This is a genomic window from Campylobacter sp. MIT 12-8780 (genome assembly GCF_006864535.1).
Lineage (GTDB): Bacteria > Campylobacterota > Campylobacteria > Campylobacterales > Campylobacteraceae > Campylobacter_D.
Genome location: NZ_QHLL01000010.1, coordinates 60,624 through 74,144 on the forward strand (window position 1 = coordinate 60,624; position 13,521 = coordinate 74,144).

The following is a 13,521-nucleotide window of genomic DNA, read 5'->3' on the forward strand; positions in this document are numbered from 1 at the left end:
TGGATTTTCTCATCATTTTTCTTTCAATCTTAAAAGATTAGCCAAAATCGCACCTGAGATATTATGCCACACAGAAAACAAAGCTCCAGCTACTGCAGCTAATGGCATAGAAGCAAAATGAGTAGCAGCTAAACTTGTAGCAAGAGCTGAGTTTTGCATACCAACTTCTATACAAATTGCTTTTCTTTTAGCAAGGGGCATTTTTAAAATTTTTGCTAAAAGATAGCCTAAGATATAACCTAAAACATTATGAAGCATAACTACTATTATGATCAAAAGCCCTATTTGCATAAGCTTGGCTGAGTTTATACTCACCACACAAGCGACGATAGCCATAATCGCAAGCACTGAGATAAGAGGTAAAATTTCTTCTATCCTTGCTGTAAAGCGAGGAAAAAAATAAGAAATCAAAAGCCCTAAAAGTATAGGAAAAATCACTATTTGCACTATAGAAAAAAACATAGCAAAAACATTGACTTCAACCCTTTCTCCAACAAAAAGCAAGGTTAAAAGTGGAGTAAGCAAAGGCGCTAAAAAAGTCGAAAATGAAGTAATGCTTACTGATAAAGCCAAATCTCCCTTTGCAAGATAGGTTATCACATTTGAAGAAGTTCCACCCGGACAAGTGCCAACCAAAATAACGCCAATAGCAAGCTCAAGTGGTAAGTTAAATAAAAAACAAAGCACAAAAGCGATCAATGGCATTAGGGTAAATTGTGCTATAACGCCTATACTTAAATCTTTTGGACGCTTTAAAACAAAAGCAAAATCACTTGCCCTCATCGCAAGTCCCATACCAAACATAACTATCATCAGCAAATAATTAATATAACTTGCCTTAATAAAGCTTACCGAACTTGGATAAAACAAAGCCAAAGCCGCAATAAGCAAGATGAGAATAGCCATATATTTTGAAAAAAAATTACTCACAGCTTTTAAAAAATTCATAATTTGCCTTATATATTGAGATTAAAAAATCATTATAATATAAATTATAGTAATTTTTGGCTAAAATGCTGATATTATTTGAATTTTAAGGATATATATGCGAAGTGATGTTATTAAAAAAGGGTATTTAAAGGCACCAAACCGCTCTTTACTAAGGGCTTGTGGGCTTGAAGATGAAGACTTTGATAAGCCTTTTATAGGCATAGCTAATTCTTATATAGATATTATCCCCGGACATTTTTACCTCAACAAATACGCTGCGATTATCAAAGATGAAATTCGTAAAAATGGCTGTGTGCCCTTTGAGTTTAACACTATAGGCGTTGATGATGGCATAGCTATGGGGCATAGCGGTATGCTTTATAGCTTGCCAAGCCGTGAGATTATCGCAAATTCAGTAGAAAGTGTAATGAATGCACACCAACTTGACGCACTTCTTTGCATACCAAATTGTGATAAAATCACTCCGGGTATGCTTATGGGAGCTTTAAGGGTAAATGTGCCAACTCTATTTGTAAGTGGCGGTCCTATGAAAGCTGGAAAAAGCACAAAGGGTGAAAAACTCACTTTAAATAGTGTCTTTGAAGCAGTAGGCGAATTTGAAGTGCATAAAATAAGCGAAGAAGAGCTTAAAGATATAGAATGCAAAGCCTGTCCGGGCGGAGGATCTTGTTCTGGTATGTTTACTGCAAATTCTATGAACACGCTTTGTGAAGCTATGGGTATAGCTCTAAGTGGTAATGGCACAGCTCTAGCCTTAAGTGAAGAAAGAGAAAATTTACTTCGAAAAGCTGCAAAACGAATTTGTGAGATCGCCCTTGATGAGAGATTTAAAATCAGAAATATCATCACTGAAAAAGCAATCAAAAATGCCATGGTAGTTGATATGGCTATGGGAGGAAGCTCAAATACTATACTTCATATGCTGGCTATCTCTCGCGAAGCTGGCGTGCCTCTTGAGATAAAAAGTCTTAACGACATAAGCAAAAAAATCGCTCACATTGCCAAAATCGCTCCAAGTTTGCCAAGTGTGGCTATGGAAGATGTAGGCAGGGCTGGGGGAATGAATGCTGTGATAAAAGAAATTTCGCGTCGTAATAATGGACTTTTAGCCCTTGATGCGCTTACTATCAGCGGGGAAAGCTTAGGTGAAAGGATAAAGGACGCTCAAATTCTTGATGAAAGTGTAATTCACAAGGTAGAAAATGCGTATTCAAAGGTTGGTGGTTTGGCGATTTTGTTTGGAAATTTAGCCGAGCAAGGCTGTGTGATAAAAACTGCTGGTATAGTTGGTGAGCGTAAATTTAGCGGTAAGGCTGTGTGTTTTGATAGTCAAGATGAAGCTATTAAAGGCATTATCAAAGGCAAAGTGAAAAAAGGCGATGTGTGCGTGATACGATATGAGGGACCAAAAGGAGGTCCGGGTATGCAAGAAATGCTTTCTCCAACAAGCTTGATCATGGGTATGGGGCTTGGCGCTGATGTAGCTTTAATCACTGATGGACGCTTTAGTGGGGCAACAAGAGGCTTAAGCATAGGGCATATAAGTCCTGAAGCTGCTGAGGGTGGGCTTATAGGCTTGCTTAAAGATGGAGATATTATCGATATAGATGTGGATACTTATGCCATAAATGTGCGTTTAAGTGAAGCCGAGATAAAACAAAGACGCGAAAATTTCAAAGCTTTACAAAAGCCTTTAAAATCTCGCTATCTCGCCCAATATCAAAAACTAGTAAGCAATGCAAGCAATGGTGCTGTGCTTGATCTTGATTTTTTTAAACACTAAGTTTTATAGCCTTTATGAGTTAAAATATGTATTCAAAATAAGGCTGTAAAAATGCTTTTCGAGTAATACAATAAAAATAATCAAGCCAAATTCAAGCAAGAATTTTAAGGAATTTAAAGCTTAAGATAAAATGACAAAAGCTTATTCGTCCTTGATGAAAAGTGTGCCGCCGATTTGTTTATTTTCGAGCAAAAAAGCCCTAACCACAGAAAGATCAAAACCGCTTGCTAAAAACATAGCCTTATTTCTTTCAAGCACAAATGAAGCTGCTTTTAGCTTCGTTACTATACCACCTGTGCCATGCTCGCTGCCTGTTTTTGAGCTTTGCTTGAGCCATTTTTCATCGATATATCCAAGTTTTGAGATAAGTTTTGCGTCTTTAAATTCATGTGGATTTTTATCATATAAGCCATCAATATCACTTAAAATCACAAGCAAATCAGCATTAAAATAATGCATAGCTAAAGCTGAAAGCGAGTCATTATCCCCAAAGAAAAACTCAAAAGTCGCTGTTGTATCATTTTCGTTAATGATAGGCAAAATTCCGCACTTAAGCATAGTATCAACGACATTCTTAGCATTTTTGCTTGCTTTTCTTGAGTCAAAATCACCTGCAGTAAGTAAAATTTGAGCAGCGATTTTATCAAATTTGGCTAAAAAATCATTATAAGTTTGCATTAAAAAAGGCTGTCCTATAGCAGCTAAGACTTGTTTATTGACAAGCTCTTTCCTGTCTAAATGAAATTTTGTATAGCCAGCTGAAGTTGCCCCAGAACTCACTAAAATCACTTCAAAGCGCTGCATCAAATCAGCCAAAAAATGCACCAAATTTTTTATACGATCAAGACTTAAAGCATCTTTTTCACTCAAGGTATGTGAGCCAACTTTGATGATGATTCTTTTAAAATTTTGTGTTTTCATAGGCGGTATTATAACAAATTTTAAAAACTTTGTTATCAAATTCGCTTTTTTTGAATTTTAAAGCTTAAACTTGCTAAATTTAATGATTTTATTAGGATTTTTTTTGTAAAATTGCCTTTTTCAATACGCTTTTTTAAGGTTAAATTTATGATAGATGTCATGCAAATTCAAGCAATCCTCCCTCATCGCTACCCATTTTTGCTTGTTGATAAGATCACAGAGTTAAAAATCGGCGAGCTTGTAAAAGGATATAAAAATGTCAGTATTTCAGATCAAGTTTTTATGGGGCATTTTCCAGATCATCCTATATATCCGGGCGTGTTGATTTTAGAGGGTATGGCTCAAACGGGTGGAGTTTTGGCTTTTGAAAGTATGGACGATAAGGTTAATCCTAAAGAAAAGGTGGTGTATTTTACCGGCATTGATAAGGCTAAGTTTAGAAATCCGGTTCGTCCGGGCGATAAGCTTGATTATGAAATGCGTGTGGTAAAAAATCGTGGGAATTTATGGATATTTGAAGGAAAAGCTTTTGTAGAAGGAGCTTTGGTAGCTGAAGCTGAATTAAAAGCTATGATTATTGATAAGTAAAACAATGCAAAAAATTCATCCAAGTGCGGTTATAGAAGATGGGGCTATTTTAGGCGATGATCTTGTCGTTGAAGCCTATGCTTTCATTAGCAAAGACGCAAAAATCGGCAATGAAGTGGTGATTAAGCAAGGCGCTAGAATACTTGCTGATACAACCATAAATGATAAAAGTAAGGTTTTTTCTTATGCTATAGTAGGTGATATCCCTCAAGATATCTCATATCAAGACGGACAAAAAGGCGGAGTAATCATCGGTAAAAACTCGGTTATTAGAGAGTTCGCGACTATAAATTCAGGCACAGCCAAAGGAGACGGATTTACACGCATTGGGGATAATGCTTTTATCATGGCGTATTGTCATATCGCGCATGATTGTTGTTTAGGAAAAAATGTTATCTTGGCAAATAATGCTACCTTAGCCGGACATGTTAGACTTGATGATTTTGTCGTGGTTGGTGGCTTAACACCTATCCATCAGTTCGTGCATGTAGGAGAAGGAGCGATGATCGCTGGAGCTTCAGCACTTTCTCAAGATATAGTGCCTTTTTGTTTGGCTGAGGGAAATCGCGCAAGTATTAGAAGTCTTAATCTTGTAGGCATTCGCAGACGTTTTGATAAAGATGAGGTAGAGTGCATTAACAAAGCTTATAAGTTCTTGTTTAGAGGTGGGGATTTAAAAGAGAAAGCTGAAGAGCTTTTAAGTCAAACTTCAAGTGAAAATGTAAAAAAAATGTGTGAATTTATCCTTGAAACAAAGCGAGGAATTCCTGTATATAGAGGAAAGAAATGATTAAAAAATGTAATTTTTGTGGAGAAAGCGAAAGCGCACAAAGAAGAATTCTAGCAAATGAACAAGATGACGCTTTTATCTGTCAATATTGCGTTGAGGGTGCGTATAATCTCATCTTTGGCGATGAAAGAGCAAAAAACACTCCATTAAAGCAAGAAACAATAGATTTTAAAGATATCACACCAAAAGAGCTTAAGGCTTATTTAGATCGTTATGTTATAGGACAAGATAGAGCCAAAAAAATCTTTTCTGTAGGTGTATATAATCACTACAAAAGGATATTTAAATCTGCTTTACAAGATGATGATACTGAGCTTTTTAAGTCAAATATCTTGCTTATTGGTCCTACAGGAAGCGGAAAAACTTTGCTTGCTCAAACTTTAGCTAAATTCTTAGATGTGCCAATTGCCATTTGTGATGCGACTTCTTTAACTGAAGCTGGCTATGTGGGCGAAGATGTCGAAAATATACTTACAAGATTAGTTCAAGCTGCAAATGGCGATGTTGAAAGAGCTCAAAGGGGCATAGTTTTCATAGATGAGATTGATAAAATCGCTAGAATGAGTGAAAACCGCTCCATCACAAGAGATGTAAGCGGAGAAGGCGTGCAACAAGCTTTACTTAAAATCATCGAAGGAAGCCTCGTTAATATTCCGCCAAAAGGTGGAAGAAAGCACCCTAATCAAGACTTTATACAAATTGATACTTCAAATATACTTTTTGTATGTGGTGGGGCATTTGACGGCTTAGATCAAATTCTCAAACGCAAGCTTGGCGATAAGGTGGTAGGCTTTGCTGATACAGCTGAAGCTGATAAAAAAAGCTTGCTTGAAAAGATAGAACCTGATGATTTGGTGCATTTTGGGCTTATCCCTGAGCTTATCGGTAGGCTTCATGTTATCGCTTCTTTAAATGAGCTTGATGAAGATGATATGGTTCGTATCTTAACCGAACCAAAAAATGCTATCATTAAGCAGTATCAAAAGCTTTTTGCTATAGATGGTGTGGGTTTGAAATTTGAAGATGATACGCTTAAAGAAATAGCCAAACTTGCTTTGGAGCGAAAAACAGGTGCTAGGGGCTTAAGAAGCATTATTGAAGAATTAATGGTGGATTTGATGTTTGAGCTACCAGAATACAAAAATTACGATATAATCATCACTAAAGAAGTGGTGCGAGAAGGTGCAAAGCCTTTATTTATCAAAACAAAAAGGGTGGGATAATGATACTTGATCAAGTGATTGGATTTTTTTCAAGCGATATGGGCATAGATTTAGGCACAGCAAATACTTTAGTGCTTATCAAAGACAAGGGTATAGTGATCAATGAGCCTTCTGTCGTGGCGGTTGAACGCGAAAGATACGGAGGAAAAGCAAAAATTCTAGCCGTAGGAAAAGAGGCTAAAGATATGGTGGGTAAAACCCCAGCAAACATAGAAGCGATCCGCCCTATGAAAGATGGCGTTATCGCTGATTTTGATATGACTGAAAAGATGATCCGCTATTTTATAGAAAAAACACATCGTCGCAAAAATTTCCTTCGCCCAAGGATCATTATTTCCGTGCCTTATGGGCTTACTCAAGTTGAAAGAAAAGCAGTTAGAGAAAGTGCTTTAAGTGCTGGAGCAAGAGAGGTATTTTTGGTTGAAGAACCTATGGCAGCAGCAATTGGCGCGAATTTACCTATACAAGAACCAAAAGGAAATTTAGTCGTTGATATAGGTGGAGGAACAACTGAGATAGGCGTTACTTCGCTTGGTGGTTTAGTGATTTCAAAATCAATCCGCACCGCCGGAGATAAGCTTGATATGAGTATAGTCAATTATGTCAAAGAAAAATACAATCTTGTTATAGGCGAACGAACCGGCGAAGAGATCAAGATCACCATAGGTTCAGCTTACCCTTTAAATAAAGAGCTTACTATGGTTGTTAAAGGACGCGATCAAATCAGCGGACTTTTAAGCCGCATAGAACTTACCAGCGAAGATGTGCGCGAGGCAATGAGAGAAAATTTAAAAGAAATTGCCGATGCTTTAAAAATGGTGCTTGAGATGATGCCACCTGATTTAGCAGCCGATATAGTCGAAAATGGCGTAGTTTTAAGTGGTGGTGGTGCTTTAATAAGAGGGCTTGATAAATACTTATCAGAAACCGTGCGTTTGCCTGTTTATGTTGCTGATGAGCCACTTTTAGCCGTAGCAAGAGGCACTGGTAAAATTCTGGAAGAAATCGCATTGTTACGACAATTAACCAATGAAGAATAAAATTCGTGGTGTTTTAATTCTTTCTTTTTTAGTCTTTATCTCTTTTTATTATGGAGGTTCGATTAAAAAAAATGTTTTATTCATTAACGATATTATCATCACGACATATTATGATGTAAAAGATTATATGAGCGAGAGTATAAGCGAGCATTTTAATCAAGTTGATCAAATTCGTGCCCTAAAAGCACAAAACAAACAGCTTGAAGAAGCTACTGCTTTGATCTCAACCTTTGCCAATCAACTCAATTTGCTTTTAGAAGATAAAAACTCCACTCAATACCTTCCAAAAGTTTCTTTAGTTAAAGCTATTTCTTATGCGCAAATAAGCGATTATAATAGACTTTGGCTTTCCACAACCCATTTTAATGGAACTCAAAATAGAGGTTTAATCTATCAAGGCTACACAGCTGGTATTGCCATACTTAAAAATGATCGTCCTATGGCTTTACTTCAAAGTGATGAACAATGTGCTTTTTCAGTATATATAGGCAAAGACAAAATTCCAGGCGTGTTACAAGGCAATGGCAATAAAGTTATCATTAAATTTATACCAAAATGGCAAAGCATTCACATAGGCGATGAGGTTTTAACAAGCGGATTAGATAACATCTTTTTTAGCGGTGTGCCTGTGGGTAAAATCATAAAAATTGATGATGATATCGATATGTATCAAAGCGCTGAGATAGAGCCTTTTGTCAAGGTTAATATCCCAGCTTATATGTATATGGTGGAAAGATTTTAACTTAGAGTTTGAAAATTTCTATCTCTTTTTGCAAATGTTCAGCGATATCCTTAAGCTCCTCAGCTGCTTTTTTATTTTCGATAATGGTATTTTTAGTTTGAATTGAGATATCCGCACATGAAGTAACTTGTTTTTCTATCTCTTCCATAAGTTTGATTTGCTCATTGACTTCTTGATTGACTTCTCTTGCTTTTATGAGACTATCGCTAGCTTGTTTTGCGATTAAGTCCATAGAATCACACATTTCATCACTTAAGTTTTTACCTTGAGTGATGAGCGGGATTGATTCTTGTATGGCTGTAGCTGTAGCAACGGTTTCTTCTTGAATTTTTTGGTTGATGATAGTGATTTGTCCGGTAGCTGCACCTGTTCTTTCAGCAAGCTTTCTAATCTCATCAGCAACCACAGCAAAACCCCGCCCTACTTCGCCAGCTCTTGCAGCTTCTATAGCCGCATTTAAAGCTAAGAGATTGGTTTGATCCGTGATTTCGCTGATAAGTTCTGTGCTTTGTCCTATATTTTGAGCATGTTCGTTTAAGAAACTGATTTGCTCTGACATCTTGCCTGAGTTTTGAGCCACATTTTTCATTTGTTCAGCTGTTTCTTGAGCTGCTGTTTTGTTTTCTTGACAAATTTGAGTTGTATTTTTAGAGTTTTGTTCGGTTTCATCAGCTATTTTTTGGATATTATAAGTTTTTTGAACAAGCTCGTGTATGCCTTGTGCTGATTTGTTTGACAAATCGCCTTGCTCATTTGTAGCTTTTTCGGTATTTTCAAATATATCATTAACAAGCTCAACTTTTTTATTGATCTCATTTGAAAGGGTGGCGATTTTTTGCACTATATTTTTAAGCTGATTTTGCATTTTGCTCGCCGTATGTAGTATGCTTGCTTCGTATTTGGTTTGAATTTGAAGCCTTAAATTTCCTTGTGCGACTTCATTAATGATACGATTTACTTCAGCTGGTTCTCCACCTACAACCTTTTTGATATAACGAGCGCTATAACTTGCGACGATAATTGAGATGATAAGGGCGATTAAAATAATAGCGATCATAATCGGCACAAAAGCTTGAGAATCAGCGATAGCTTGATTTGTTAAATTTGAGTTTGCAAGCTCTTCATGATCGATGAGAGTGTTAATGCGTGCAAGCCAAGTGATAAACTGCGGACGAGCTTGATCTAAAATCATCGCTTTAGCTTGATCTATGTTGCCCTGTTTTAAGCTTTGCAAGATCATTGTATAAGTTTGCAAGGTTACATTTTTGATCTCTTCAATATCTTGATACATTTTTGTTTCAGTTTCATCGAGTAATTTTTTACTAAAAAGTTCCGCGAAATTAGCTTCGGCTTTATTATAATCATCTTCAAGCTTTTTAATCATATTTAAAGTGTTTTGAAGATCTTGCTCATCTGTAATCAAAGCTGCATCACGAATTAAAATCGATCGATCATGCACAGAGCCTCTAAAATTAATCGCTTGTCTTGAAATCACCCCATTGACATAGGTTGCACGAGTAAGCATAGAGTTAAATTCTTTAACCTTATATATAGAAAAGATAGAGGTTATAATCATAATAACAACAATACAAGCAAAACCCATATAAAGCTTAGCTGAAATTCCTAGCTTCATTATCAATACTCCTTTTGATTAACTAAGATTTGATTCAAATTTATAACGAATTTGTATTAAATTCTATCACATTTTCATATGATTATAATAAAAAAATATAAATAATTCTACATTTTTATGCCAAATTCACACCAAAAAAAGTATGATCAAAACCTTTAAATTTGAGAACATAATTTTTGCTTATGGGCTATATATTGCGTGTTTGATCGTGTAAAAGCTGGTAAAAACGCATAACCGCTGAGCGTATCGATGAGTATGCAAACACTTTGAGTTTGATTGATAAGCTTGATAATGCAGTATTTGTTTTTGTGTATAAGAAGCTTATCAAAGGCTTGGTTTGCTCCCCTTAAAGGCGAATAAAGCCTGCCAAATTCATCAAAAACCACACGAGTGCTACCAGCACAAGCATCTTTAAATTCCACTCTTAAAATGCCAAAAGTTTTTTGGATATTAAACCTCTGACTTGCCTTTTCATCTTGGGCGCTAATCACTCCACTTTGCCCTGAATTCATCAGCTTTTTTGGATTAAAAAGATCAACAGCGATTTCTCTGTCTATATTGACATTGATTTTACCGATATTTGCATTTCCATCGCCATTTTTATCCAAAAATAAAGTATAAGTTTGCTCGTTATTTGTTGCGCTTTTTGATCGGATAAAATACAGCTGCCACCTTGCCTTAAACCATTCATCTTTTGTAGCAACGCTTAGTTTTTCATCTCTAAAACTTTCTTGCATTAAAGCCAAAGCCCTTGCGTAGTGCAAATCATTTACAATTTGCTTTGCCCCTAGATAAATTTTATTTTCATTGCTTGGATAAAATTGAGCTAAAGAAATAATCAACGCAAGGATAATCAGCACAAAAACACTCTCAAGCAAAGAAAAAGCATACTTCACTTTTGTTTTATCCTTTCAAGCCTGTAGTATTCTTGCAAGCTCGCAATTTGCACTTTAATGTTTGAATTTTTAGCACTATCTAGCTTGACTAAACGATAAGTTTTACTTGAATCAATGCCATAAAATTTGAGTCTTAAAGCTAAATTTTCATTTGTTTTTACACCTTTTATCCCCATTTCATTAAGCTTTAAAGCAAGCTCTTTAACGCCGTGATAATTATATGCAAAATGCTTTTTAGGATTTGAAACAAAAGCATACAAAAAGGTATTAAAAACTATAGCCGCGTAGCATAAAATTAAAAAAATAAGCGAACATTGTATAAAAATATCATATTTTACGCGTAAATTTGGCAAACGAACGCGATAAGACTGCATTAAAGTGCGTATAAGCAAAGGTGTAGAGATCACACAAAAAGGCAAAAAGTCTTCCAAATAAAGCTTTTGTCTTATCGAAACTAAGCAACAAAATACAAAAGTTGTAGCCATAACAAACCACAACAAAGGCTTTTTATCACTCAAAGCAATACGATAAATCACATAGAAAAAATACACAAAAACCAAAGGCGAAAAACACGCCGCAAAAATCCCCAAGGTATCTAAAAAATAAGTCTTAGGCTTACCGCCCGTATCAAAACCATAAAAGCTTAAACACAAACCAAAAAGGATTAAGGTTACACTCCAAAGTAAGGCATCTTTTTTATAAAAACCAAAGAAAAAAAGTGCAAGATATAAGATCATCACCGAAGGATCGACAAAAAAAGCCAAACACAAAAGAACATAAAAGCTGTATTTTTTCTCATATTCATAGGCGCACAAGATCAATAAGCTCATCAATATCACTAAAGAAGCTTGATTGACAAGCAAAGCACTGGCAACACTACCGGGCAAAAGCACAAATAAAATAAGCGAAAACAAAGCATCTTTTGGTGTTTTTGTGATCTTTAAAGCAAGCAAATACAAAAGGATACACGATAAAACATGCAAGATCAAAAGAGGCAAACGAAGGGCAAGATCATTTTGTCCAAACACAAAAGTAGAAGCATGCGTAAGATAGTAAAGCAAATTTGTATGTGTAAAATATATCTTTGCTTCATCAATGCCTATGCTTAGCGTGCTTGAGCCATAAAGCAAAGCGAGCAAATCAAAGATCAAAACCAAGGCGACTATCTTTTTCATCACACTCCTTTTAAGTTGATTTATAGCATATTAGAGCTTAAAAAAAGATTGTGATGAGGTTAGCAATTATAGTTTAAAGCTTAAGCGAGCTTAAAGCTTTTGAAGACTATAATTTTAGTCTTCAAATACTTATAATTTTTCGCTAAATATTTTGGGATTTTAAGGAGTAAAGAAATGGGTTCAAATAAGTCTCTTGGTGTGGCTTCCAAACTGACGATATGGGTTGGGGCTTTAATCGTTTTAGTTTTGGGTGTAGCAAGTATGGTAAGCTATTTTGATGCTAAAAATAAAACTTTTGAATTGCTTAGAGAAAACCAATTTCAAGTTGTTGAAGGCGTATTATCAACTTTTAATTCATATGACTCACAAAAAAGAAAAGTCATAGAAATTTTAGCTCAAGAAGTAGCTAAGAGTAAAATTACAGAAGAGGATTTTATCGCTTTTGCGACAGCTTTTAAAGAAGCAAATGACTTTGATTTGGTATATATAGCTCTTGAAAGTAATGGCAAAAATTATCAATCAAATGGACAAATTCTTGATCTTTCAGTAGGCTATGATACAAAAAACCGCCCTTGGTATGTAAAAGCCAAGCAAGAAGGTAAATTGATCGTTACCGAGCCTTATAAATCAATCGACAATGGACAAACCTCGCTTACCTTTGCCATGCCTTTTTATGACCAATCTGGAAATTTAAAAGGCGTTGTTGGGGGCGATTATAGTGTTAATAAATACTCTCAAGATATACTCTCTTCAGTATCAAGTGCAAATTTTTATGTTGGAGTATATGATAAAATAAGTGAAAATATCATCTTTCATCAAGACAAAGATAAAGTTTTAACCAAAAATAAACTCTCTCAAACGATTTTTGATTCAATCAAAGCAAAACCTTATTTGCTAGAAGATGATGAAATATTTTTTGCAAAAGATGATGAGGGTGTAGAACAAGCCATTATGTGTACTCCAAGCCTTGCAAATCCAAATTATTTCTTTTGTTCTGTTATGCAAGCTAGCATTTATTCAAGTTATTCAAATCAAATTCTTTTAAAGCAAGTAGCAGCTGGATCGATTTTTATCATCATTGCGCTTGTAGTAGTTAGATTTTTAATCAGCAGAAGCTTATTTCCACTTCGTGCTATTCAAAATGCTTTAAATTCTTTCTTTGATTTTCTTAACTATAAAACAAAAGATATTGCCATGATTAATATCAAGGGTAATGATGAATTTGGACAAATTTCAAAGGTTATTAATGAAAATATCTTGCAAACAAAAAAAGGCTTAGAACAAGACTCCCAAGCCGTCCAACAATCAGTGCAAACCGTGCATATAGTAGAAGAAGGTGATCTAAGTGCAAGAATCACAGCTCATCCTAAAAATCCTCAACTCATAGAACTTAAAAATGTATTAAATCGCTTGCTTGATGTCTTACAACACAGAGTAGGTTCAAATTTAAATACCATTCGTGAAGTCTTTGAAGAATATAGAAATCTAGACTTTAGAAATAAAATTCCTAATGCAAGTGGTAATGTAGAAGTAACAACTAATATCTTAGGCGATGAAATCGTAAAAATGCTTAAAACCTCATCTGATTTTGCCCATTCTTTAAGTGAAGAAAGTGGCAAACTCCAAGAAGCTGTCAATGCTCTCACTCAAAGTTCAAACTCACAAGCTCATTCTTTAGAAGAAACAGCAGCAGCTTTAGAACAAATCACTTCTTCTATGCAAAATGTCTCGACAAAAACAAGTGATGTTATCACTCAAAGTGAAGAGATTAAAAATGTC

General features: G+C 35.4%; 12 protein-coding genes. 7 read left to right on the top strand and 5 right to left on the bottom strand.

The window, feature by feature from the left end; genetic code table 11:
- Nucleotides 1-12 precede the first annotated feature (12 nt).
- Complete coding sequence (locus tag DMB95_RS08105; RefSeq protein ID WP_142931651.1) at nt 13-948, bottom strand: bile acid:sodium symporter family protein; 936 nt, start codon at nt 946-948, stop codon at nt 13-15.
- Between the two features lie 97 nt (nt 949-1,045).
- Here DMB95_RS08105 and ilvD point away from each other — a divergent pair, with 97 nt between their 5' ends.
- Nucleotides 1,046-2,734, top strand: coding sequence for a dihydroxy-acid dehydratase (gene ilvD / locus DMB95_RS08110; RefSeq protein WP_142931652.1), 1,689 nt, complete (start codon nt 1,046-1,048; stop codon nt 2,732-2,734).
- Nucleotides 2,735-2,875: 141 nt separating this feature from the next.
- Here ilvD and proB read toward each other — a convergent pair whose 3' ends face one another.
- Nucleotides 2,876-3,655: a glutamate 5-kinase gene (proB, locus tag DMB95_RS08115; RefSeq protein ID WP_142931663.1), complete on the bottom strand. Its 780-nt coding sequence runs from the start codon at nt 3,653-3,655 to the stop codon at nt 2,876-2,878.
- A 147-nt stretch (nt 3,656-3,802) separates the two neighbouring features.
- On the opposite strand from proB, the gene fabZ reads away from it, so the two are divergent.
- The 5 genes from fabZ to mreC are packed head-to-tail and all read left to right on the top strand — an operon-like array spanning nt 3,803 to nt 8,038.
- A complete protein-coding gene (fabZ, locus tag DMB95_RS08120) occupies nt 3,803-4,243 on the top strand; it encodes a 3-hydroxyacyl-ACP dehydratase FabZ (RefSeq protein WP_142931653.1) in 441 nt (146 codons plus the stop codon).
- A 4-nt stretch (nt 4,244-4,247) separates the two neighbouring features.
- Nucleotides 4,248-5,033 carry an acyl-ACP--UDP-N-acetylglucosamine O-acyltransferase gene (lpxA, locus tag DMB95_RS08125; protein WP_142931654.1) on the top strand — a complete coding sequence of 262 codons (786 nt, stop codon included), beginning with the start codon at nt 4,248-4,250 and terminating at the stop codon, nt 5,031-5,033.
- A complete protein-coding gene (gene clpX / locus DMB95_RS08130; protein WP_137633424.1) occupies nt 5,030-6,256 on the top strand; it encodes an ATP-dependent Clp protease ATP-binding subunit ClpX in 1,227 nt (408 codons plus the stop codon). Before lpxA ends, clpX begins: the two co-directional genes overlap by 4 nt.
- The gene (locus DMB95_RS08135) at nt 6,256-7,296 is read left to right on the top strand and encodes a rod shape-determining protein (protein ID WP_034906639.1); all 1,041 of its coding nucleotides are present in this window, start codon (nt 6,256-6,258) and stop codon (nt 7,294-7,296) included. Before clpX ends, DMB95_RS08135 begins: the two co-directional genes overlap by 1 nt.
- Entirely contained in the window at nt 7,286-8,038 is a 753-nt protein-coding gene (gene mreC, locus DMB95_RS08140; RefSeq protein ID WP_142931655.1) for a rod shape-determining protein MreC, read from the top strand. Before DMB95_RS08135 ends, mreC begins: the two co-directional genes overlap by 11 nt.
- A gap of 1 nt (nt 8,039) precedes the next feature.
- On the opposite strand, the gene DMB95_RS08145 is transcribed toward mreC, so the two are convergent.
- From DMB95_RS08145 to DMB95_RS08155, 3 genes are all read right to left on the bottom strand, one after another.
- Nucleotides 8,040-9,674, bottom strand: coding sequence for a methyl-accepting chemotaxis protein (locus DMB95_RS08145; RefSeq protein ID WP_185906689.1), 1,635 nt, complete (start codon nt 9,672-9,674; stop codon nt 8,040-8,042).
- A 152-nt stretch (nt 9,675-9,826) separates the two neighbouring features.
- On the bottom strand, nt 9,827-10,567 hold the full coding sequence (locus DMB95_RS08150; protein ID WP_142931657.1) for a hypothetical protein: 741 nt from the start codon (nt 10,565-10,567) through the stop codon (nt 9,827-9,829).
- Nucleotides 10,564-11,742 (bottom strand): glycosyltransferase family 39 protein, encoded by a 1,179-nt coding sequence (locus DMB95_RS08155; protein WP_142931658.1) that lies wholly within the window; start codon nt 11,740-11,742, stop codon nt 10,564-10,566. Before DMB95_RS08155 ends, DMB95_RS08150 begins: the two co-directional genes overlap by 4 nt.
- 174 nt (nt 11,743-11,916) lie before the next feature.
- Between DMB95_RS08155 and DMB95_RS08160 the strand changes: the two genes are divergently transcribed.
- Nucleotides 11,917-13,521, top strand: a 1,605-nt coding sequence (locus DMB95_RS08160; protein ID WP_142931659.1) for a methyl-accepting chemotaxis protein, incomplete at its 3' end; no start/stop codon positions are given.

Bases quoted from the DNA above. Each gene is read 5' to 3' on its own strand.
- proB (WP_142931663.1), bottom strand. From the start codon at position 3,655: ATGAAAACACAAAATTTTAAAAGAATCATCATCAAAGTTGGCTCACAT.
- lpxA (WP_142931654.1), top strand. From the start codon at position 4,248: ATGCAAAAAATTCATCCAAGTGCGGTTATAGAAGATGGGGCTATTTTA.
- DMB95_RS08155 (WP_142931658.1), bottom strand. From the start codon at position 11,742: ATGAAAAAGATAGTCGCCTTGGTTTTGATCTTTGATTTGCTCGCTTTG.
- DMB95_RS08135 (WP_034906639.1), top strand. From the start codon at position 6,256: ATGATACTTGATCAAGTGATTGGATTTTTTTCAAGCGATATGGGCATA.
- fabZ (WP_142931653.1), top strand. From the start codon at position 3,803: ATGATAGATGTCATGCAAATTCAAGCAATCCTCCCTCATCGCTACCCA.
- mreC (WP_142931655.1), top strand. From the start codon at position 7,286: ATGAAGAATAAAATTCGTGGTGTTTTAATTCTTTCTTTTTTAGTCTTT.
- clpX (WP_137633424.1), top strand. From the start codon at position 5,030: ATGATTAAAAAATGTAATTTTTGTGGAGAAAGCGAAAGCGCACAAAGA.
- ilvD (WP_142931652.1), top strand. From the start codon at position 1,046: ATGCGAAGTGATGTTATTAAAAAAGGGTATTTAAAGGCACCAAACCGC.
- DMB95_RS08105 (WP_142931651.1), bottom strand. From the start codon at position 948: ATGAATTTTTTAAAAGCTGTGAGTAATTTTTTTTCAAAATATATGGCT.